Here is a 21,095-nt window from a genome sequence, read left to right as displayed (position 1 = left end):
CGTCCCGCATGGATTGTCAGTGGTGTCGGGCAAGATGCAGGACATGGAGGTGAGGCCCGGTGAGCGCGGTCGCGTATGACGGGGATGTGCTGGTGGTCGGTGGCGGGATCGTCGGGCTCGCCACGGCCTATGCCGTCTCCCGCGCCGCTCCGGGCACGCGCGTCGTCGTCCTGGAGAAGGAGGCGGGCCCGGCCCGGCACCAGACGGGGCGCAACAGCGGGGTGATCCACAGCGGGATCTACTACCGGCCGGACTCGCTCAAGGCGCGGTTCGCGGTGCGCGGGGCCGCCGAGATGGTCAAGTTCTGCGCGGAGTACGGGATCGCGCACGCGGTCACCGGAAAGCTCATCGTCGCCACCGAGCGGGACGAGCTGCCGCGCCTGCACGCCCTGGCCCAGCGCGGCCGGGAGAACGGGATCGCGGTACGGGAGCTGGGCCCCGCCCAGATCCAGGAGTACGAGCCGGAGGTGCGCGGGCTCGCCGCGATCCACGTGGCCAGTACCGGGATCGCCGACTACCGCGCGGTCGCGCGCCACCTCGCCGAGGCGTCCGGCGCGGAGATCCGGTACGGGGCGGACATCGTGCAGATCGACCGGCGGCCCACGCGCGGGGTCGCCGTGCGGACCGCCGCCGGGGACGTCGTGCGCGGCAAGGTCCTGGTGAACTGCGCGGGGCTCCAGTGCGACCAGGTCGCCCGGCTCACCGGGGACGACCCGGGGATGCGGATCGTGCCCTTCCGCGGCGAGTACTTCGACCTGGCCAGGCCCGAGCTGGTGCGCGGCCTCGTCTACCCGGTGCCGGACCCGGCGTTCCCCTTTCTCGGGGTGCATCTGACACGCGGCATCGAGGGCTCGGTCCACGTCGGGCCGAACGCGGTACCGGCGCTGGCCCGCGAGGGCTACGACTGGGCGACCGTCCGCCCCCGCGAGCTGGCGGGCACACTCGCCTGGCCCGGCTCGTGGCACATCGCGCGCCGCCACTGGCGGTACGGGGCGGGCGAACTGCGGCGCTCGGCGTCCAAGCGCGCCTTCACCGACGCGGTGCGGCGCCTGGTGCCCGCCGTCACCCCCGACGACCTGGTGCCCTCGCCCGCCGGGGTACGGGCCCAGGCGGTCCTGCGGGACGGCACGCTCGTAGACGACTTCCTGATACGCGAGGGCGCCCGCACGGTCCACGTACTGAACGCACCCTCCCCCGCCGCGACAGCGTCCCTACCCATCGGCAGAGAGGTCTCCCGCCGCGCCCTGGCCGCACTGAGCACCGCCTAGGCCCGTCCCCGGGGGTGAGCTGTCTCGGCGCCGCGACGGGCACCGCCCACGCCCAAGGACGGTCGCACGGGGAACAGTGCGCGGGCCTCCAAGCGCGCCAACCACGCCCAGGGCAGAACGCAGCGGCAGACCGCACGCCGCCACTACGGACGCCGCCGACGCCCAAGGACGGAAGCACCACGGACAGCACGCGGCTCCCAAGCGCACCGACCACGCCCAAGGCAGGGCACAGCCGCAGCGACGATCCGCGCGAAACCACCCAGCCCAGCAACCACGTCCAGAACCCGCCGCCACAACACCGGACCGCGCGAAACCACCCAACCTCGCAACCATGCCCACAGCCCGCCGCCGCAACGGACCGCCCGGAACCGCCGGAGGCGTCGGCGCGTAAAATTGGCCCACTGTGTCTGAGTCCGAGAGTCCCCAGAATTCCGTTCCGCCCGTGCGTGCGAATGAGCCGCGGTTTCCGGACGGGCCCAAGCCCGATCCCGCCGGGTCGCACTTCGAGCGGCGTATCCGCAGCTTTCAGCCGCGCCGCAGCCGGGTGACGACCGCGCAGGCGGACGCGTTGCAGCGGCTGTGGCCGAAGTGGGGGCTCGACATCGACGGGCAGCGGGTGCTCGACCTGGCGGAGATGTTCCCCGGCGTCGACCGCGTCGTCCTGGAGATCGGCTTCGGCATGGGCGAGGCCACCGCGCAGATGGCCGCCGACGACCCCACGACCGGCATCCTCGCCGTGGACGTCCACACCCCGGGCCAGGGAAATCTCCTCGGCCTCGCCGAGCGCGGCGGCCTGACCAACGTACGGGTGGCCAACGGTGACGCGATCATCCTGCTGCGCGCGATGCTCCCCGAGAACAGCCTCGACGGCCTGCGCGTCTTCTTCCCCGACCCGTGGCCGAAGAAGCGGCACAACAAGCGGCGCCTCATCCAGCCGGAGTTCCTCACCCAGGTCGCGGGCCCCCTCAAGCCGGGCGCGCTCGTGCACTGCGCGACGGACTGGGAGGAGTACGCGGAGCAGATGCTCGAGGTGCTCACCGCCCACCCCGATTACGAGAACACGCAGGCGGACGGCGGGTACGCCCCGCGCCCCGGCTTCCGGCCGCTGACCCGGTTCGAGGGTCAGGGTCTGAAGAAGGGGCATGTGGTGCATGACCTGCTGTTCAGGCGGCGCTGAGCACAGGCCCCGTCGCGGCGCCGCGCATCCCTCGTTAGGGTCAATGAGTGGCCTCGTACCCCAGTAGTCCGCCGCACCAGGACCACGCCGCCGGCCCCCGGCCGACCGGCGCGGTCCCGCATCCGCGCTGGTGGGAGCGGAAAGGTGTACGGGCCACCGCTCTGGCCACGCTGCTCGCGGTCTCCGGCGCCGTCATCGCGGCGCTCGTCCGGGAGCAGACCGGCACGGAGGGGTTCCTGGTCGGTCTCGGCCTGGCCCTGGTCCCCGTACCGCTGCTGATAGCCGCGTTCCGCTGGCTGGACCGGGTGCAGCCCGGGCCCTGGCGGAACCTGGTCTTCTCCTTCGCCTGGGGCGCCTGCGCGGCGGCCCTGATAGCGATCGTCGCCAACAGCTTCGCCACCCGGTGGATAGAGACCGCCACCGCGGACCCGACCGGCGCCGATACCCTCGGCGCCACCGTGATAGCGCCCGTCGTCGAGGAGAGCGCCAAGGCCGCCGCCGTGCTGCTCGTCTTCCTCTTCCGCAGACGTGACTTCACGGGCGTCGTCGACGGCGTCGTCATCGCCGGGGTGACCGCGACCGGCTTCGCGTTCACCGAGAACATCCTCTATCTGGGCAACGCGTTCGGCACCGACCAGCTCACCGGGACCGGCCCCGGCCTCACCTCGGTGACGGCAGCGACCTTCTTCGTGCGCGTCGTGATGTCCCCGTTCGCGCATCCGCTGTTCACCGTGCTCACCGGCATCGGCTTCGGGGTCGCCGCCGTCCTCGCCCCCGAGCGCGGCAGGGTCCGTCGCGTCCTGGTGCCGCTCGCCGGGCTGCTCGTCGCGATGGCCATGCACGCCTTCTGGAACGGCTCGTCGTCCTTCGGCGAGTACGGCTTCTTCGCCGTGTACGCGGCTTTCATGGTGCCGGTGTTCGCGCTCGTCACCTGGCTCGCGATCTATCTGCGCCACCGCGAGCTGCGCACCGTGCGCACGGAACTCGGCGTCTACGTCGGCGCCGGATGGCTGGCCCCGCCCGAGCCCTTCGCGCTCGGCTCGCTCAAGGCGCGCCGCCTGGCCAAGGAGTTCGCCGCGCACTACGGCGGCAAGGAGGCGGAGCGCGCGGTCACCGCTTACGAGGCGTACGCGACCTCGCTCGCACTCCTGCGGCATCGGGCCCGCAAGGGCGGGGCGGGCGCCGACTTCGCCGTACGGGAGCGGGAGCTGCTCGACGGGCTGTGGGAGCGGCGCGGCTACGCGCGCGCGGCGCTGGCGTACGCCGCGCAGGTCACCACCCCCATGTGGCGCCCTCCGGGGTACGCGGCACCGATGGCGCCCGGCGCCGCGTACCCGTACCCCCCGTACCGCTGCTGACCGGTCTCAGGCGGAGGCGTCCGTGAGGCGGGCGATCTCCTCGTCCGTGAGGGTCAGGTCGGCCACCGCGAGCAGCGCGGGAAGCTGTTCGACCGTGCGCGCGGACGCGATCGGCGCGGTCACGGTGGGCTGCGCGGCGAGCCAGGCCAGGGCGACGGTGGCGATCTCGGCCTCGTGCGCCCGGGCGATCTCGTCGAGCGCGGTCAGGACCTTCCGGCCGCGCTCGGTCTCCAGGTGCTTGGCGGCGCCGCCCGCCCGCTGACTGTCCACCTCGACGCCGGGCCGGTACTTGCCGGTGAGGAAGCCGGAGGCCAGCGCGTAGTACGGGACGGCGGCGAGCCCCGCGCGCGAGGCGATCTCCTGGCGGCGGCCCTCGTAGGTGTCGCGGGAGACGAGGTTGTAGTGCGGCTGGATGGCGACGTAGCGGGCGACGCCCTCGCGGTCGGAGAAGTCGAGGGACTCCTGGAGACGGTCGGGCGAGATGTTGGAGACCCCGATGTCGCGGACCTTGCCCGCCTTCACCAGCTCGTCGAGCGCGCCGATGATCTCCTCGACGGGGATCGTCTCGTCGTCGTCGTAGTGCGTGTAGTACAGGTCGATGTGGTCGGTGCCGAGGCGCTTGAGGGAGGCGTCGGCGGCGGCCTTGATGTTGTCCGCGTGCAGGCCGGGGAAGTCGGGGTGCTTGGCGACCTTGGTGGCGATGACGACGTCGTCGCGGTTGGAGCGGGCCTTGAGCCACTTGCCGATGATCGTCTCCGACTCGCCGCCGTGGTTGCCCTCGACCCAGGCCGAGTACGAGTCGGCGGTGTCGATGAAGTTGCCGCCGCCGGCGGTGTAGGCGTCGAGCACCTCGAAGGAGGCGGCCTCGTCGGCGGTCCAGCCGAACACGTTGCCGCCGAGGGCGAGCGGGAAGACCTCCAGGTCGGAGGAGCCGAGCTTGCGCAAGGGAGAAGAAGTCATGCCGTCATTCAACGCCCCCGCGAAAGCGAGTGTTCCGTCAGACGGGCATCAGAGTGCCAGGCCCTTGCCGCGCAGCCAGGCCGCCGGGTCGACGCCGGTCGCGTCCCCGCCGGGGTGGACCTCCAGGTGGAGGTGGTCGCCGGTGACATTGCCGGTGGCGCCGACGCGGCCGATGACGTCGCCGGTGGAGACCTTCTGGCCGACGCTGACATTGAGCGACGACTGGTGGCAGAACCACAGCTCGGTGCCGTCGTCGAGGGTGAGGATCGTGCGGTAGCCGTAGGCGCCCGCCCAGCCGGCCTCGGTGATGGTGCCGCTGTGGACGGCGTAGATCGGCGTACCGGTGGGGGCGGCGAAGTCCAGGCCCGTGTGGTAGCCGGAGGACCAGAGCGAGCCGGGCTGTCCGAAGGTGCCGGTCAGCGTGTAGGAGGCGACGGGGAGCTTGTAGCTCTTGGCCAGCTTGGCGAGGCGCTCGGCCTCGGCCTTCTTCTTGGCCTCCTCCTCCGCCCTCTTCTTGTCGGCGGCGGCCTTGGCCTCGGCCTTCTCCCGCTTGGCGGCGGCTTCCTCGGCGGCCTTGCGCGCGGCGGCCTGCTCGGCCTCGGCCTGCGCCTTGGCGTCGGCGGCGTCCTGCTGCGTCTCGGCCTGCTGCATGATGCGGGCGCGCAGCGCCTCACCGGCGTCCGCGTGCCCGCCGCTCATCGCGGTGAGCGGGGCGGTCTCGGCGGGGGTGGTGGCGGGAGCGGAGTCGTCGGCCATGAGCGCGCCGACACCGGGCAGCGACGTGGCCTCCGGCAGCGAGTCCTTGACCGCGGAGAGGTCCGGCATGGATATCCGGACCGCGGGCTTGCCGCCCTGCGCGGTGGCGATGCCGCCCGCGCCGACGGCGGCGATGACGCCGACGCCGAGGACCGTGGAGCTGCGCGCGAGGCCGCCGCGCTGCCGGGCCACGCGGTGCTTGCCGCGGACGGGGCGGACGGACTCCTCGGTAGGGTTCCACTCCTCCCAGCTCTCGCGCGGGGGGCCGGCGAAGTCGCCGTCGGCGGGCTGGGCGGGGTACCCGGAGAGCTCCGGGGCAGGACGGTTCGACGCCACGGGGGCGCTCTCCTTTCCTTCCTTCTCGCCTACCGGGTTAGCTGACGGGTTCGGAGCAGGAAGGTCTCCTACGAGCACGGTCCGGCGCCCGGAAAGCGTCGGAACGATGCCTGATTCACCCCAAGTTGGTGGTTCCCCGGCTCCCTCGTGGGATTAGGCGCGTGCGCACGGAGCCGTCGCTGGTGACGGCTGGGACGACCGTGCTGCGTTATCGAACGTTAATAGACAGCGGAGGGTAATTCCAAGCCGTCCCAGGCTCGTTAAACCTCACAGTTTCTGACGTAGTGTCAATCGTTATGCGGAGCGACGCCGTTCGGTCACCCCCGGTGATGTCGATCAAGGACGGCGTACGGCGAGCAGCGCCATGTCGTCGCTGGCCCCGCCCCCGGTGTGCAGCCGCACCTCCTCGGCCAGCGTCGCGAGGAGCTCGTCGGGGCCGGGGAAGACGCGCCCGGCGAGCCGGGCCGCCGGATCGTAGAAGACACCTTTCGCGTCGCGTGCCTCGGAGAGCCCGTCCGTGTAGAGCAGCAGGGTCGCCGCGGGCGGGAACTCCGCCTCGGTCGCCCGGTCCGGCCAGGAGCCGAGTTCGCCGAGGCCGAGCGGGAGCGCCGCCTCGGCGGGGGTGATCACCCGGACCGTGCCGTCGCCGTGCAGCACGACCGGCTCGGGGTGGCCGCGGTTGAGGATGCGCAGGAGGTCGCCGCCGTGCGGGATCTCGGCGAGCACGGCGGTGGTGAACCCCTCGAAGTCGTCGATGCCGCGCCGCCGCGACCCCTCACGGGCCAGCGCCCGCTCCAGGCGCTGGGCGACCGCCTCCAGGCTGTCCTCCTGCTCGGCGGCCTCCCGGAACGCCCCGATGACGACGGCGACGGCGGCGACCGCGCCCATGCCCTTGCCGCGTACGTCGCCCACGACCATGCGGACGCCGTGCGGGGTGTCCTGCACCGCGTACAGGTCGCCGCCGATGAACGCGTCGGCCTGCGCCGCCTCGTACCGGGCCGCGATGGCGAGCCCCGCGATCCGCCCGGCCGGGCGCGGCAACACCGCGAACTGGGCCGCCGCCGCGATCTGCCGCGCGGACGCCAGCTCCTCGTCGTCGCGGTGCTTGATCCGGTTGAGGAAGCAGGCGAGGACGCACACGGTGGCGACGGTCGCCATCTCGGTCCACACACCGCTGTGGAACGACGCGTATCTGAGGTGCACGGCGACGATCGCGCCGATCGAGGCGACGCCCGCCGCGATGGTGCTGCCCAGCGAGAAGAACGGCGCGGCGACCAGCGGCGCCGCGCTGAAGAGGGGCGAGCCGGCGAATCCGGACGGCGTGCAGTACTCGTAGACCGCGCCGCCGATGATGAGCAGCAGGGGCAGGATCCGCAGGAGGACGGGCGTGCCGGGGGCGTCCGCCGGATACCTGTGCCGCCCTCCTCGCTGCCCCACCGCTGCTCTCCTGCCGTCCGCGCCCGCTGTCCGGCGCCTCACCAAAGGGTTTCCGGGGAGGGGGCCGGGGGGCGAGCGGTGCTGCTCCGTCCGGGTCAGGCGGGGAACGGGGTCAGCCCGGGAAGGGGACGTGCCGAGAAAAGGAACGAGGCCGGAATCTCGGAAGATTCCGGCCTCGGCCTTCAGTAGCGGGGACAGGATTTGAACCTGCGACCTCTGGGTTATGAGCCCAGCGAGCTACCGAGCTGCTCCACCCCGCGTCGGTGAACCCAACAGTACGCCATCAGGGACGACGAATGCCAATCGCGGCCGTGTCCGGTGCCTCCCGGGTGGCGTTAAGAGGACATGACCTCAACTCGACGCGTACTCACCGCTGCCCTTCTCGCCGTCGGCGCCACCGCGATCGTGGCCCCGGCCGCGCAGGCCGACACCACGCCCCAGGCCAAGGGCAACATGATCTCCCCGACCGCGATGCTCGACACGGTCAGCACCATGGCCATCCCGGCCTCGCACCGCGACGGGGTGCCCCGCACCGCCGAGCAGCTCCAGGGCATCCACCAGCTGAGCAAGCTGAGCGAGCTGCACCAGCTCACGGACCTGGTGGCGCCGGTCACCGGCCTGCTCGTCTGACCACACCCGCCCGAACGGAACCGGAACACGCCGGAGGGGCGGCTGCCGAGCGCAGCCGCCCCTCCGGTGTGTCCGGACCCCTTCGGGTCGGTCACGAGCGCGACAGAACAAAGCCGGGCCGCCCGATCAGGCGGCCCGGCGCGTACGGCGTACGGATCAGCGGTTGCCGTTTCCGTTGCTGGAGAGGATCGGGATGTCGTCCAGGATGTGCGAGAGCGCCTCGTCGCCCTTCGTCTGCGTCGAGTTCTCGACACACTGCTGGTTCTGCGGGGACGTCAGGATGTCCTGGACACCGATGTTGACCAGGCCCACGACGTTCTGGATGTCCGCCTTGGCGGGCAGGCCGATGCAGGGCTTGTTCAGCGAACCCTGGATGAGCGCCATCTGCGGGCTCATGTTGCCGTACGTCGCCGAGTTCCCGTAGGCCTGCGACGCCTGGTTGCCACTGAACGAAGTGGTGCCGTTGTCGTCGCCGTTCGCCAGCGCCTGGGGGGCCGCCGCCGCGGAGATGCCGACGAGAGACGCGGTGACGACTGCGGCCGCCACGGCCTTTTTCACCATGAGAGAAATCCCCTTCAGTTGTTTCAGAGAGCACCCGTACCAACCACACGCGAACCGGTTTGGTTGTCCGAATTCACCCGGATGGGGGCGCGCACACCGTGCGAACATCCGGACTCTCGGCACAACGGGTGAACCTGCGAAACCATCCCGGGTCCGGGGAGTTGTTCCTGACGCAGTAACCGGTGCCTGTCAGAAAAGGAACAGACATAATGCTCAAGAAGGCAATGGCCGCAGCCGCGGTCGCCGTGTCCGTGGTCGGCATCTCCGTGGCGGCCGCGCCCTCGGCGCTCGCGAACGGCGACGACAACGGCACCACCGCGGCCAGCGGCAACGGCGCGCAGCAGGCATTCGGCAACTCCTCGACCGACGGCGACATGAGCCCGCAGCTCAGCCTGGTCCAGGGTTCGCTGAACAAGCCCTGCATCGGCCTGCCGGCCAAGGCGGACATCCAGAACGTCGTGGGCCTGGTCAACATCGGTGTCCAGGACATCCTGACGTCCCCGCAGAACCAGCAGTGCGTCGAGAACTCGACGCAGAGGAAGGGCGACGAGCCGCTGTCGCACATCCTGGACGACATCCCGGTCCTCTCCTCGAACGGTACGCAGAACGGCTGAGTCCCTGCGCAACCGGCCCGGGCCGTCCGCGTCGTATCGCACGCGGGCGGTTCGGGCCTTTTTACCGGGCGCCGGTCCGCTTCGTCGCCCGGTCGGCACAGTTTCCTCAGCCGGTGCCGGCTCGTTTGCTACGCGGAGTCCCAGAAACTTCCTCGGTAAAAGGAGAAAAGCATGTCCCTGAAGAAGAGCGTCACGATCGTCGCCGGCGCCGTCATGGCCTTCGGCATCGCCGCCCCGGCGTTCGCCGACGCCGGTGCGCAGGGCGCGGCCGTGAATTCCCCGGGTGTGCTCTCGGGCAACAACGTGCAGGCCCCCATCCACATCCCGGTCAACGTCTGCGGCAACACCGTCGACGTCATCGGTCTGCTGAACCCCGCTTTCGGCAACCCCTGCGTCAACGACTGAGGCGCGACCGCGCAGTATGTATTACCGCCGACCCCGGTGCCTTCCGGCACCGGGGTCGGCTTCGAATTGGAGCGGGAAAGGAACAACTGTGAGGCAGGCACTGAGAATCGGGGCCGTGACGGTCGTCGCGGCGACCGGCATTCTGTCCGTGCCGGTGACGGCCGCCTCAGCATCGTCGGACGATCAGGGACGGGCGAGCGGTTCTCCCGGTGTCCTCTCGGGCAACTCGGTGCAGATTCCGATCACCATCGGCGCCAACGCGTGCGGCAATTCCTTCGACGCGGTGAGTGGACTCAACCCGGCGACGGGGAACGCGTGCGGGAACGCGGCCCCGGCCGGGCAGAAGCAAGAGCACGAGCAAGAGCCGGAGCAAGAACACGAGCGGCAGCGGGAACGGCAGCGGTCGGCTCCGGTCGCGGGCGACGTACGCGAGGACGCGCCGGAGACAGCGGTACGCGCGCGGCCCGAGGGCGAGCGGCTCGCGGAGTCGGGCGCCGGGGAGGAGCTGGCCGCCGCCGCGGCCGGGGCCGGACTCCTGGCCGGCGGCGCGATCCTGTACCGCAGGGGCCGGACGGGCCTGGTACGACGGTGATGCCGGGCCGGGAAGAGCAGCCAGGGCGCTCTTCCCGGCCCACAGAGGAGGCCGCGGTGGAGGCTGCCTACCAACGGCGTGACGCCGACGGCTGGGAGGGAGGCAGCGCGGCTCTTCTCATGACAGCCCCCAGTCGACCACCGAACCGCCGCTCCGGATGCACCGGTTCACCCGTTTGCCAGGCATTTCACCCCCATGGGTCCGGTCGGCTCGGGTGCGGCCCGGCCCGGCTGCCGTGACAGGTACCGCTCGACCCCGGCGACCAGCGCGGGCGCGGTGTACGTCGCCCCGTGCACGAAGCGCATCGCGGGCCCGTAGTCGGGCGTCGTGACCAGGCCCGCGAGGAAGAGGCCCGGGTAGGCGGAGGTGAAGCCGCGGCCGACGCGCGGGGTGTGTCCGGGGCCCGGCGCCAGCATGTGGCGGACCCGGGGCGCGAGCACGGTCATCCGTTCGCGGGTCGCCCGGAACCCGGTGGCCGCGATGACGTGATCGGTCTCGAACTCCTCCAGGCCCTGCGTCGTACCGACCGTACGCACGTGCAGCCGGCCCGCCGAGGGACGGGCGTCCACGATGGTGCGGCCCATGCGGAGGTCGATGGCGCCCGCGTGCACACGGTCCCTGACCCACCAGGCGCCCGCCGGGCCGAGGGCGCTCTCGGCGATGGCGGCCCGGGTGCGCTCCGGCAGCCGCCGGAAGGCGCCGGGCCGCTCCGAGTAGAACCAGTTCCGCCAGCCGCAGCCGAGGCCGCTGTGCGGGGCGCGCAGGCTCTGGTGCCAGGGGCGGGTCCAGGACGGCGGGACCGTGTTCCAGTTCAGGGCGGCGGCGCGGGCGACGATCCGGACCCGGGTCCCCTGCTCGGCGAGGAGCGCGGCGATCTCCAGGGCGGCCTGACCGGCTCCGACCACGGTCACGTCCGCGTCGCGGAACCGGCCCAGGTCGTTGTGGTGGCTGCTGTGCGACACGTGCTCGGCGGACAGCTTCCGCAGCGCCTCGGGGACGTGCGTGTACGGGAGGAGGCCGGTGGCCAGGGCGACCGCGCGGGCGTGCAGGGCCTCGCCGTCCCGGGTGCGCAGGACGAAGCCGTCGGGCGTCGCGTCGACGCTCTCGGCCAGCCGTTCGTCGAGCTGGGACACGGCCTCGCGCGCGAACCACAGGCCGTACTCCGCGAACGTCTCGACGGGCAGCGGGCGGCCGTGCTCGGCGGGCACGCCGACGCGGGCGCAGTACCGGTCGAGGCCGAACCGGCCGCCCGGCGCGGAGAGGTGGGACGCCCAGGGCTCCGACTTCAGGAACATGCCCCGGGGCATGTGGTCGCGCCAGGACGCCATCGGTCGGCCGAGGACCCGCGCGTCGAGCCCGCGCGCCTGCGCGTGCGCGGCGATGGACAGTCCGTAGGGGCCTGCGCCCACAACCAGCAGATCGTGCATCAGCAACTCGCCTTTCGTTCGGCCGCCGGGGTCGGGACGGCGGCCGCGGTCTCGGTCGGGCCCGGCGCCTGCGCGGGCACGGCGGCCGGTACGGGCCGCGCCCGGCGCAGCAGCCGCCGTGCCGCGTGCCGGGACCAGGCGGCGGCCATGGCGCGCCCCGGTGCGGGGTCGTCCGGGGCGTGCCACGCCAGCTCCGACGCGGCGGACGGGCGGGGCAGGGTCCGCAGCGCGGACAGCGGCGCGTAGTTCTCGACGACGAAGGCGCGGCCCGGCAGGGCGCGTCCCGCGGGCAGCGGCTGGTGGGTCAGGTCGAGGTACTGGGCGCGTACGACGTCCAGGCCGCCGCCGTCCGCGAAGAGCCGGAACTGGGCGCCTGGCCGGGGGTTGAAGTCCAGCAGGTAGTACCTGCCGGTCGTGGCGTCCACCCGGAAGTCGATGTCGAAGATGCCCCGGTAGCCGAGCGCGTCGATGAGCTGTTCGACGGCGGTGCGCAGCGCGGGGGCGGGCATCCAGCGGCCGACCGCGGTCAGGCCCGCACCGCGCGGCCAGGACCGCTGCTTGGTGCCCGCGCCGCCGCCGTGCAGGGCGCCGTGGCGGTCCGCGTAGCCGTGGAAGAACCAGTCACCGCCGGGGGCGGCGGGCAGGTACTTCTGGAGCAGCAGGTCGGCGCCGGTGGCCGCGCCCTTCTCGTAGAGGGTCGTCGCCTCCCCCGGGGAGTGGAGCAGGCAGGTGGAGCGCAGGCCCGCGTCGCGCGGGAGGAGCCAGGGGTGGCTCCACTTGGCGACCACCGGCGTGCCCAGCTCCTCGGCCGCGCGGTAGGCGTCCCGCGCGTCGCGCGGCAGCAGGGTGCGGGGGTGGTCGACGCCGACGGCGCGGCACAGTTCGGGCAGGCGCGCCTTGTCCGCGACATACTCCGCGAGGTGTGCGGGCTGCTCGGGCAGGAGGAAGGACTCGGCGAGCGGCTCGCGCAGCCGGCTCACCGCGATGGCGCCCGCGTCGTCCACCGGGATCAGCACCGCGGGCCGGCCGATCCGTGCCGCCGTCCGGCGCAGCACGGCGGCGATCTCGTGCGGCGGCGCCCCCGGGCGCGGCGCGGGATGCGTCCGGGCAACGTAGCGGGACCGGGCCACGGGGCCGCCGCCCGGCCCGGCCACCACGTGGACCTCCACCCCGCAGCGCCCCAGGGAGCGGGCGGCCCCCAGCGTGCCGTGGTGGAAGGGGTTGGGGTCGATCCGCAGCAGTACGACCGGGACACAGGGATCGAGCATGTGTCGGTTCCTTTCGAGGACCTAGGCGGGATCAGGCGGAATCAGGGGGGAAGCAAGAGGAACTGACCCGTGAGGGTGAGCAGGGCGGCCATCGGCCGCTCCACGATTGGCGCCGCGGCGATTCGTATGACTGAGTGTCAGGAGTGGTGCGAGCGCGGGACGAGGAGCTGAGATGGTCGGAGCACGCCGGAGCGGGAAACGCGGACGTCTGACGCTGATCACGGTGGGGGCCTTGGTGTCGGCGGTGGTCGCGGGCGGTTCCGTGTCCATCGAGCGCGCGGACGCGACGCCGCGCGCCGAACGGATCCCGGCCGCCGCGAACCTGCCCACCGAGACACCGACACCGCCACCGACACCCACACCGCCGGCACCACCGACGGCGGAGGTGTCGCCGACGGAGGCGCCACCGCCACCGGCCGAGACGCCCCCGTCACCGACGCCGACACCGTCACCGACGCCGACACCCACCCCGTCGGCCGAGTCCCCCGCTCCGTTCCCGGTGATCGGGGCCGACAGGTTCCCGTCGTTCGGTGCCTATCTGGACTTCGGGCCGGGCGGGGTGGCGCGGATGACGAGGCTGTCGGACTGGCTCGGCGGCGCGGATCTGCGGGTAGGGCACACCTATCTTCCCGGTGACAGGTGGAGCAACATCGAGGGCGCCCCGACGTTCCTCGACAGTTGGGCCAAGTGGCGTCGCGACCGCGATGACCGGCTCTTCGTACTGAACGTACCGATGATGGAGCGCAACGAGGCGCACGTGTCGGACGCGCAGGTGCGCACGCTGCTGCGGCAGGGCGCGGCCGGCGACTTCGACGAGCACTTCCGCACCCTGGCGAAGCGCCTGGTCGCGCTGAAGGTGCCGGACACCGTCCTCGTGCTCGGCTGGGAGATGAACGGCACCACCTACACGCACCGGTGCGGGCCCGACCCCGCGTCGTGGAAGGCGTACTGGACGCGGATCGTGACGGCGATGCGGTCGGTGCCGGGCCAGCGGTTCCGCTTCGACTTCGCGCCGAGCCGGGGCCGGGACGCCGTGCCGTGGACCGACTGCTACCCCGGTGACGACGTCGTCGACATCATCGGGATGGACGCCTACGACCAGCCCGAGGGGCTCACCTTCGACCAGCAGGTGTCCGAGCCGTACGGGCTGCAAAAGCACGTCGACTTCGCGGCCGAGCACAAGAAGCCCGTGTCGTACCCGGAGTGGGGGCTGTTCCGCAACGGGGACAACCCGGAGTACATGCGGCGCATGCTCGCCTGGATGGACGAGCACAAGGCGCTCTACAACACGCTCACGGACTACTGCCCGCACGGGGTGTGGCAGTGCCGGCAGAACCCGCGGGCGGCACAGGTGTACCGGTCGATGCTGACCGGCCGCGACAAGGCGGACACGCCCGCTCAGCCCAGCCCGCCGGCACCGCCCGCCCCGCCGGTGCGGCCGTCGCAGCCGAGTCGGCCGGCGCAGCCTCCGCGGTGTTCCACCGTCGATCTCGGCAGGTGGGTGGAGCGCTGGGTCGGTGGCAAGGTGTGCCTGCGGTTCAGGAACTGGGTGCACCGGTACTGAGGCGGCGCCCGCCCTGGCCGGGACCGGCACCGCGCTCCTCCCACACCGTGCGGGCCCGCTTCGCCCAGGAGCGGGCCCGTACGTCGGCGAGGACCGCGCCGAGCAGCGGGGCCGTGGCGTGGCGGGCGAGGAGGTAGCGCTGGTTGACGCGTTGCTCGGGGCGCCAGTGCAGCTTGTAGGGCTCTGTGCCGCGCAGCAGGCTCAGGACGCCGTCCCCCGGGCCGCCCCGCAGGTGCTCGGTGCAGGAGCGCAGCAGCATGGTGGCGACGTCGATCTTGCGGTCCCTGAGCCCCGGGTGGGCGCCGTAGAGGTAGCCGCCCGCGAGCCGTGGGGACAGGAACGTCAGGTCGGCGGCGACCACGGAACCGTCGAGGGTGAACTCGGTGACGACGGCGTCGCCCGTGCGCGCCATCCGGGCGACCGCGCGCGTGAGGTGCTCGGCGAAGCGCGGCTTGACGTGCTCGGTCGTCACCTTGCGGCCCTGCCACTGCAGTTGGTGCAGGTCGAGCAGGCGGCGTACGGAGGCGCCGGCCTCGGCGGCGGGGACGGGGCGGCGTTCGATGCCCGAGGCGTCCAGCTTGCGGAGCTTGGCGCGGGCGCGCTGGGCGCGGGGCCGGGGCAGCCGTGCCACCAGCTCGTCCATGGTCAGCGCGGGCAGCTCCAGGCACGGGGAGTCGTCGAGGCGGCGGCGCGGGCCCGGCCAGCGGGCGTACAGGGCCTCCACCGCGCTGCCGGGGCGCACCTCGCGGAAGTCGACGACCGCGCTCCGGGCGAGGCGCCACAGACCGGCGCGGAGCGCGTCGACCGCCCGCGAGGGCGCGGCCGCCGGGCTGTCCTCCACGAGGACGTCGCTGAAGTCGGAGATGGGTGCGCCGAGCGGTGTCAGCGCGGGGAAGGGCAGCGGGCGCAGCATGAGCGGCGCCGCCGCCACGAGACGGCCCTCCTGGCGTACGAGCACGACGCGCAGGTGCCCCGGGTGGCCGTAGGAGAGCCACCAGGAGTGCAGCCAGGCGTGGCTCTGGAACGGGGTCGCCGTCGCGCACGCGCGGTGCAGGCGGTCCCACTCCTCGCGCAGCCGTCCGAACTCGGCGCTGTCCGTGCAGACGGTGACGGCCGGCCCCGGCGCGAAGGTGTCCGGGCGGGTCAGGACGGCCGGGGCGGGTCCGAGGCTCACCATCAGGCGCCTCCGCGCTGGGCGGCCGCTGCGGGGGCGGGCACGGTCGGCGTCGTGTGCGCGGCCTCCCGGCGCGGGCGGAGCAGCAGGGCGAGGCCGCCGAGCAGGCCGCCCGCGCAGGCGCCGACGAGGGTCGTCAGCCCCGTGGAGGGCGAGGAGGGCTCGGTGGGCTCCACCGCGCGCGTGAAGCGCAACAGCTCCACGTGCGTGTCCTTCTTCACGTGGCTGGCGTTGGCGGTCAGCGCGCGGGCCACGGCGTTGGCCATGTCCATCGCGGTGTCCGGCCGCTCCGACGAGGCGGAGATCGCGACCATGGGCGCGTCGGGCGAGGTCTCCGCGCGGACGTGGGAGCGCAGCGTCCCGACGGGGACGCCCGCCGCGACCTGCGCGTCGCTCAACACGGCGACCTGTGTGGCCACCCGGCTGTACGCCTGGGCGAAGCCGACCGCCGATGCGGGGTCGGTCTGCGAGGTCGGTACGGCGATCACGTAGCTGGTCGCCGTGTACTCGGGGGTGCTCACCGCGCCGTACACCCCGCCGGCGAGCCCGCCGAGCAGGAGGGCGGCGGGCAGCGGCCACCAGCGGGGCACGCTCCTGGTGCGGGTGCCGATGCGGGCGGCCGGCGGGTGGGGGGCGGTGGCCCTCTCCTGGGCGGCTTCGGTCATCGCGTACTCACTCCTGGGGGTTCGGGGCGCCCATGGCCGCCGCGTACACCTCTAGGTGGCGCTCGGCGCTGCGGGCGATGTCGTAATGCAGGGCGGCCCGCGACGGCGGCCGGTCGCGGGTTTCGCGGATCTCGCTCAGTCCGCGCACTTCGCGCGCGAAGGGGGCGGCCTGGCACGGGATGCGGACGGCTCCACCGGTCAGGCCGGCGGGCAGGTCGTCGACGGCCGGGCAGGTGACGTACAGGACGGGCAGACCGGATGCGAGCGCCTCCACCACCGCGAGGCCGAACGCCTCGTCGGTGGAGGGGGAGGCGAGCACGTCCATCGCCGACAGCAGCGCGGGCAGGTCCACGTCGTGCGTGTTCGCTGACGTGTGCGGGCGCTCCCCGGCGAGGACGACCCGGTCGAGGACGCCCGCCTGCCGCGCGGCCCGGCGCAGGGCGGTCTCCTCCGGTCCGGTGCCGACGAGCAGGAGGCGTACGTCCGCCGGGAGGAGGCGCAGGGCGGCGATCAGGACGTCGAACCGCTTGCCGGGCACCAGGCGCCCGACGCCGCCGACGACGAAGGCGTCCTCGGGGAGGCCGAGCGCCTTGCGCGCCCTGGCGCGGGCCGCCGCGTCGAAGGCGAAGCGGCCCACGTCGACGCCGTTGGGGACGGTGTGCACGCGGTGCGGGGCGACGCCCCAGCCGCGCAGCCGCTCGGCCACGGCCGGGGAGACCGCGATGGTGGCGCGGCCGAGGCGCTCCCCCGCCAGGTACAGGGCGCGGACCCCGCGCGTGAGCGGGCGCCCCTCGATCTGCGCGTCGCCGAGCGAGTGCTCGGTGGCGACGACGGCCCGGACGCCCGCGAGCCGCGCCGCGAGGCGCCCGTACAGGCAGGCCCGGTAGAGGTGCGTGTGGACGAGGTCGTAGCGGCCGGCGCGGACGAGGCGCGTGAGGCGGGGCAGCGCGCGGCCGTCCCTGTTGCCCGCCATGCCGAGATGGGTGACGCGCACGCCGTCGCGGACCAGGCCCTCGGCGACCTGCCCGGGGTTGGTCAGGGTCACGACGTCGTGGCCCCGCGGCAGATGACGCAACAACAGCCGTAGTTGCTGCTCGGCACCGCCCGCGCCGAGCCCGGTGATGACGTGGAGGACCCTCACCGGGCGTCCTCCCCGGGCTGCCAGGCACGTCTTCGCACGCGGTGCAGGCGGCGCTTGAGTTCGAGCCGCAAGGGCGTGTCCCGCTGGCCCACGTAGACGCGCGGCATGGCGTGCACGCCGGTGAGGTGGCCGGGGGAGATGGCGCAGCCGTAGCGGTAGCCCGCCTCGCGCACGGCCCGTACGGTGCGCTCGTCCACGTGGCCGTACGGGTAGCAGAAGCCCTGTGCCTGGCGGCCGGTCAGCTCCTCGACGCGCGCCTTGCTGCCCGCGATCTCGGCGCGGAGCTCCGGCTCGCCCACGCGCGTGAGGTCGACGTGCATGAGGCCGTGCGAGCCGATCTCCATGCCCGCGGCGGCGGCCGTACGGATGCCCTGGGCGGTCAGGAGCGGTTTGCGCGGTCCCTCCGCGTCCCAGGCGTTGTCGCCGCCGACCCTGCCGGGCAGGACGAAGACGGTCGCCGTGCAGTCGTGGTGGCGCAGGAGCGGCAGGGCGTGGTCGACGAAGTCGCCGTAGCCGTCGTCGAAGGTGAGGGCGACCAGGCCGCGGCCCGCTCCACGCGCGCGTGCGTCGAGGAGCTCGGCGACGCTGACGCCGCGCAGTCCGCGGGCGCGCAGCCAGCCGAGCTGCTGCCCGAGGCGTTCGGGTGTGACGGTGACGTTGTAGGGGTCGTCGGGGCAGTCGTCCACGGAGTGGTACATCGCCACCCACGCGGGCGGGCCGGACAGCCGGTCCCGTGTGCCGGGGCCGGGGAAGTCCTGGACCGCTGTTCTAGCTGACATGGCGGAGCTTTCTGGTCGCGATGCGGACGGCGGGCAGAAAGGCCCGGACGTTGAGGGCCCACAGGGAGAGGAGGAAGACGGCCGCGATGGCCGGCGCGGCCACGGCGAGCCCGGCGAGGGGGTGCGTGAACGGCAGCGCCGCCGCGAGGCCCGCCGCCGTGGCGGCCACGGCGGCGAGCAGCGTCTTGGCGAGTTCGGGCAGGACGGTGCCGAGCCGCACGGGGACGCTGCGCCCGTCCATGCCCGCGAGGAGCAGGACGGCGGTGAAGGTGATGCCGAGCGCGTTGGCGGCGGCGATGCCGCCGACGCCCCAGAACGCCACGGCCCACGTGCCGAGCCCGGCGGTGAGCACCATGCCCGCGGCCATCGTGGCGACCGGGTACCAGGTGGGCCGCCCGGCGGAGAAGTAGGAGCGGACCAGGGCGCCGACGAGGCAGTGCCCGAGCAGGCCGAGCGAGTAGACGCGCATGATCGAGGCGGTGGCGGCGGTGTCCCGGCCGGTGAAGGCGCCGCGCTGGAAGAGCAGTTCGACGATCTGCGGGGCGCAGGCGAAGACGAGGGCCGCCCCGCACAGGACGATGCAGGCGGCGAGCGCGATGTCGCGCTCCACCCGGTCGCGGGCGCGCTCGGTGTCGCCGCGCGCCAGCGCCTTGGCCACGACCGGGAAGGTGACGGTGCACAGCATCAGGGACAGCGCCATCGGCAACTGCGCGACCTTCTGCGCGTAGTTCAGGTGCGAGATGGCGCCGGACGGCAGCGAGGAGGCGAGGAAGCGTTCGACGAAGACCTGGGACTGGCGGCAGAGGGCGAAGAGCAGGACGGTCGCGATCAGCGCCAGGTTCATGGACTGCCGCTTGGCCGCCTTGGCGTCGGCCGCGCGGTCGGCGCGCGGCGCGCTCCTGAGCCTGCGGCGCAGCACGGGTGCCTGTACGAGCACCATCAGGCAGCCGCCCACGGCCACACCGGCGGCGGCGGCGCGCACCCCCCACCGGTCGGCGAGGAGCAACAGCGTGGCGATGATCCCGGCGTTGTACGCGACATAGATCGCGGCCGGGGCGAGGTAGCTGCTGTGGGCGCGCAGGGCCGCGCTGCAGTACCCGGTGAGCCCGAAGGTCAGCAGGCAGGTCGCGGTGAGCCGGGTGCAGTCGACGGCGAGCCGCGGGTCGGGCAGGCCGGGCGCGAGCACCTCGACGAGCAGGGGCGCGCCGATCACCAGGAGCACGGCCGAGGCGAGGAAGGCGAGGCTCAGCCGGGGCAGCGAGCCCGCGACCAGGGCCCGTACCGGGTCGTGGGCCAGGTCCGGTGCGGCGGAGCGGGCGGCGATGGCGGCGCTGAAGGCGGGGACGAGCATGAACGCGAGCCCGTCCTCGATGAGCAGCGTCGTCGCCACCTCGGGCACGGTCCACGCCACCAGGAAGGCGTCCGTCTCGCTGCCCGCGCCGAAGAGGTGGGCGAGCGCCTGGTCCCGGCCGAGGCCGAGGAGCGATCCGGCGGCGGAGAGCACGGCGGTGAGCAGCGCGGCGCGGGCGAGGAAGGTGTTGGACGCGCCCTCGTGACCCGGGGTGAGGACGGGTGTCTGCTGGGCGGGGACGGCGGACGGCCGCACGGTCTCGTCCCCGTCGACGGGAGGGCTGGCCGTCATCGCGTGGCCCCCGGCTCGTCGAGCGCGGCGGGCGCGAGGGCCCACCAGGCGACCAGGCCGAAGACCACGGCAGTAAGTACTGTCGAGGGCCCGCCGATGTCCGCGTACGCGAAGTCGATGAGCTGCCAGGTGAGCAGCGCGCAGGCGAGCAGCGCGCAGTCGAGGCCGCGCCGCGTCCGGTGGGCGGCTCCGAGCCGCCTTGTGCCGCGTACGAGGAGCGCGGCCCAGGCGCCCACGAAGGCGACCAGGCCGAGCAGCCCCTGTTCGCTGAGGATCAGCAGGTACATGTTGTGCGGGGACAGGAGCGGCTGCCGGTGGAAGGCGGCGCCCGCGCCCGCGACGTCGCTTCCGGCGGACAGCGCGAGGGAGGCGTGGCTGTCGCGGTAGGCGGGGAAGTTCTTGAGCCCGACGCCGGTCACGGGGTGCTCACGCCACATGTCGGCCGCCGCCGCCCACATCGTGTACCGGTCCGTCACCGACTGGTCGGGGGTGGCCGTGACCTGCGTGATGCTGCTCAGCCGCTCCTGGAGCATCGACGTGCCGACGCCGAACCCGCCGACCAGGACGACCGCCGCGGCGGCGGCGACGAGCAGGAGCCGGACCGCGCGCCGCGCCCCGGCGAGGACGATCTGCAGCAGGACGGCGACCGCCGTGGCGATCCACGCGCCCCGGCTGAAGGAGAGCGCGAGCGGCACGAGCAGGGCGAGCGCGCAGGCCAGGGCGGTGAGCCGGACGCGCCGGGTGCCGTCGCCGAGGGCGAGCGCCACGGCGCAGACCAGCCCGTACGCGACCACCGTGGACATGCCCATCACATCGGTGGCGCCGAACGTGCCGACAGCCCGCACGTCCTCCCCGGCGTACGAGGCACCGGTCCCCGTCAGGTACTGGTGGACGCCGATCGCCCCTTGGTACAGGCCGAGCGCGATGAGGGCCCAGCCGATCAGGCGGAAGTCGCGCCGGTCCCGGACGAGCAGCAGGACGGCGGCGGGCACCAGCACGAAGATCTGGCAGTACCGCACCATGCCTTGCAGGGAGTCCGACGCCGAGCCCGCGCCGAGAGCGGCCACCGCGATAGCGAGCACGGGCAGGCCGAGGACCACGTACGCGGTCCGGGTCAGCGGCCGCTGCCGGGCGCGCACCGCCCGTACGGCGCAGAAGAGGACCACGAGCCCGGAGACGGCGTCGGCCGGGGTGAGGCCGCCGCCCGCGTCCTGGTCGCCGGGGCCGAGCGGCAGCGCCAGCAGGGCGATCAGGAGCAGGAGCGGGAGGACGGGGCCCGCCCGGCGCGCGGCCCTGGGCAGCGGGGCCGCTGTCCAGGTGGTACGCGCGCCGGTGAAGGCG

20 protein-coding genes, 1 tRNA gene and 1 riboswitch are annotated in these 21,095 nt (G+C 73.3%); of the genes, 8 read left to right on the top strand and 13 right to left on the bottom strand.

What is annotated here, in order from left to right:
* Nucleotides 1-59 precede the first annotated feature (59 nt).
* The 3 genes from lhgO to ABZ877_RS29265 all read left to right on the top strand — a co-directional run bounded on the left by lhgO (nucleotide 60) and on the right by ABZ877_RS29265 (nucleotide 3,803).
* A complete protein-coding gene (gene lhgO, locus ABZ877_RS29275) occupies nucleotides 60-1,268 on the top strand; it encodes an L-2-hydroxyglutarate oxidase (RefSeq protein WP_361076868.1) in 1,209 nt (402 codons plus the stop codon).
* Nucleotides 1,269-1,710: 442 nt separating this feature from the next.
* Entirely contained in the window at nucleotides 1,711-2,445 is a 735-nt protein-coding gene (gene trmB, locus ABZ877_RS29270; protein ID WP_361076865.1) for a tRNA (guanosine(46)-N7)-methyltransferase TrmB, read from the top strand.
* A 47-nt stretch (nucleotides 2,446-2,492) separates the two neighbouring features.
* Entirely contained in the window at nucleotides 2,493-3,803 is a 1,311-nt protein-coding gene (locus ABZ877_RS29265) for a PrsW family intramembrane metalloprotease (RefSeq protein WP_361076862.1), read from the top strand.
* Between the two features lie 6 nt (nucleotides 3,804-3,809).
* Here ABZ877_RS29265 and ABZ877_RS29260 read toward each other — a convergent pair whose 3' ends face one another.
* The 4 genes from ABZ877_RS29260 to ABZ877_RS29245 all read right to left on the bottom strand — a co-directional run bounded on the left by ABZ877_RS29260 (nucleotide 3,810) and on the right by ABZ877_RS29245 (nucleotide 7,552).
* Complete coding sequence (locus ABZ877_RS29260; protein WP_361076859.1) at nucleotides 3,810-4,763, bottom strand: aldo/keto reductase; 954 nt, start codon at nucleotides 4,761-4,763, stop codon at nucleotides 3,810-3,812.
* Nucleotides 4,764-4,811: 48 nt separating this feature from the next.
* Complete coding sequence (locus ABZ877_RS29255) at nucleotides 4,812-5,855, bottom strand: M23 family metallopeptidase (RefSeq protein WP_361076856.1); 1,044 nt, start codon at nucleotides 5,853-5,855, stop codon at nucleotides 4,812-4,814.
* A gap of 11 nt (nucleotides 5,856-5,866) precedes the next feature.
* Nucleotides 5,867-6,025, bottom strand: a riboswitch (cyclic di-AMP (ydaO/yuaA leader).
* Nucleotides 6,026-6,191: 166 nt separating this feature from the next.
* Entirely contained in the window at nucleotides 6,192-7,292 is a 1,101-nt protein-coding gene (locus tag ABZ877_RS29250) for a PP2C family protein-serine/threonine phosphatase (RefSeq protein ID WP_361076854.1), read from the bottom strand.
* A 186-nt stretch (nucleotides 7,293-7,478) separates the two neighbouring features.
* Nucleotides 7,479-7,552: transfer RNA gene (locus tag ABZ877_RS29245), tRNA-Met, on the bottom strand.
* A gap of 85 nt (nucleotides 7,553-7,637) precedes the next feature.
* On the opposite strand from ABZ877_RS29245, the gene ABZ877_RS29240 reads away from it, so the two are divergent.
* Nucleotides 7,638-7,922 carry a hypothetical protein gene (locus ABZ877_RS29240; protein ID WP_361076851.1) on the top strand — a complete coding sequence of 95 codons (285 nt, stop codon included), beginning with the start codon at nucleotides 7,638-7,640 and terminating at the stop codon, nucleotides 7,920-7,922.
* A 156-nt stretch (nucleotides 7,923-8,078) separates the two neighbouring features.
* Here the strand turns inward: ABZ877_RS29240 and ABZ877_RS29235 are convergent, their stop codons facing one another.
* A complete protein-coding gene (locus ABZ877_RS29235) occupies nucleotides 8,079-8,483 on the bottom strand; it encodes a rodlin (protein WP_361076848.1) in 405 nt (134 codons plus the stop codon).
* Nucleotides 8,484-8,692: 209 nt separating this feature from the next.
* Here ABZ877_RS29235 and ABZ877_RS29230 point away from each other — a divergent pair, with 209 nt between their 5' ends.
* From ABZ877_RS29230 to ABZ877_RS29220, 3 genes are all read left to right on the top strand, one after another.
* Nucleotides 8,693-9,097, top strand: a complete 405-nt coding sequence (locus tag ABZ877_RS29230; protein ID WP_361076845.1) for a rodlin — start codon at nucleotides 8,693-8,695, stop codon at nucleotides 9,095-9,097.
* A 177-nt stretch (nucleotides 9,098-9,274) separates the two neighbouring features.
* Nucleotides 9,275-9,502 carry a chaplin gene (locus ABZ877_RS29225; protein WP_361076910.1) on the top strand — a complete coding sequence of 76 codons (228 nt, stop codon included), beginning with the start codon at nucleotides 9,275-9,277 and terminating at the stop codon, nucleotides 9,500-9,502.
* Between the two features lie 88 nt (nucleotides 9,503-9,590).
* Nucleotides 9,591-10,094, top strand: a complete 504-nt coding sequence (locus ABZ877_RS29220) for a chaplin (protein ID WP_361076843.1) — start codon at nucleotides 9,591-9,593, stop codon at nucleotides 10,092-10,094.
* A 167-nt stretch (nucleotides 10,095-10,261) separates the two neighbouring features.
* On the opposite strand, the gene ABZ877_RS29215 is transcribed toward ABZ877_RS29220, so the two are convergent.
* Both ABZ877_RS29215 and ABZ877_RS29210 read right to left on the bottom strand, forming a co-directional pair.
* Nucleotides 10,262-11,521: an NAD(P)-binding domain-containing protein gene (locus tag ABZ877_RS29215; protein ID WP_361076840.1), complete on the bottom strand. Its 1,260-nt coding sequence runs from the start codon at nucleotides 11,519-11,521 to the stop codon at nucleotides 10,262-10,264.
* Complete coding sequence (locus ABZ877_RS29210; protein ID WP_361076837.1) at nucleotides 11,521-12,789, bottom strand: ATP-grasp domain-containing protein; 1,269 nt, start codon at nucleotides 12,787-12,789, stop codon at nucleotides 11,521-11,523. The genes ABZ877_RS29215 and ABZ877_RS29210 overlap by 1 nt, the downstream gene beginning before the upstream one ends.
* A gap of 172 nt (nucleotides 12,790-12,961) precedes the next feature.
* On the opposite strand from ABZ877_RS29210, the gene ABZ877_RS29205 reads away from it, so the two are divergent.
* Complete coding sequence (locus ABZ877_RS29205; protein ID WP_361076834.1) at nucleotides 12,962-14,353, top strand: glycosyl hydrolase; 1,392 nt, start codon at nucleotides 12,962-12,964, stop codon at nucleotides 14,351-14,353.
* Here ABZ877_RS29205 and ABZ877_RS29200 read toward each other — a convergent pair.
* From ABZ877_RS29200 to ABZ877_RS29175, 6 genes are read right to left on the bottom strand one after another with little or no spacing between them, the layout of a single operon-like run.
* Complete coding sequence (locus ABZ877_RS29200; RefSeq protein ID WP_361076830.1) at nucleotides 14,328-15,530, bottom strand: GNAT family N-acetyltransferase; 1,203 nt, start codon at nucleotides 15,528-15,530, stop codon at nucleotides 14,328-14,330. The two genes, ABZ877_RS29205 and ABZ877_RS29200, sit on opposite strands and share 26 nt — an antisense overlap.
* Nucleotides 15,530-16,192 (bottom strand): lipopolysaccharide biosynthesis protein, encoded by a 663-nt coding sequence (locus ABZ877_RS29195; protein ID WP_361076827.1) that lies wholly within the window; start codon nucleotides 16,190-16,192, stop codon nucleotides 15,530-15,532. The genes ABZ877_RS29200 and ABZ877_RS29195 overlap by 1 nt, the downstream gene beginning before the upstream one ends.
* A 7-nt stretch (nucleotides 16,193-16,199) precedes the next feature.
* Nucleotides 16,200-17,333 (bottom strand): glycosyltransferase, encoded by a 1,134-nt coding sequence (locus ABZ877_RS29190; RefSeq protein ID WP_361076824.1) that lies wholly within the window; start codon nucleotides 17,331-17,333, stop codon nucleotides 16,200-16,202.
* On the bottom strand, nucleotides 17,330-18,112 hold the full coding sequence (locus ABZ877_RS29185) for a polysaccharide deacetylase family protein (protein ID WP_361076821.1): 783 nt from the start codon (nucleotides 18,110-18,112) through the stop codon (nucleotides 17,330-17,332). The genes ABZ877_RS29190 and ABZ877_RS29185 overlap by 4 nt, the downstream gene beginning before the upstream one ends.
* Nucleotides 18,102-19,754, bottom strand: coding sequence for a lipid II flippase MurJ (locus ABZ877_RS29180; RefSeq protein ID WP_361076819.1), 1,653 nt, complete (start codon nucleotides 19,752-19,754; stop codon nucleotides 18,102-18,104). Before ABZ877_RS29180 ends, ABZ877_RS29185 begins: the two co-directional genes overlap by 11 nt.
* A complete protein-coding gene (locus ABZ877_RS29175) occupies nucleotides 19,751-21,055 on the bottom strand; it encodes an O-antigen ligase family protein (RefSeq protein ID WP_361076907.1) in 1,305 nt (434 codons plus the stop codon). The genes ABZ877_RS29180 and ABZ877_RS29175 overlap by 4 nt, the downstream gene beginning before the upstream one ends.
* Nucleotides 21,056-21,095 lie beyond the last annotated feature (40 nt).

The organism is Streptomyces sp. NPDC046939, from assembly GCF_040644575.1.
GTDB lineage: Bacteria > Actinomycetota > Actinomycetes > Streptomycetales > Streptomycetaceae > Streptomyces.
Note: the sequence above shows the minus strand (reverse complement) of the source record. Positions and strands in the feature narration are given on the sequence as shown.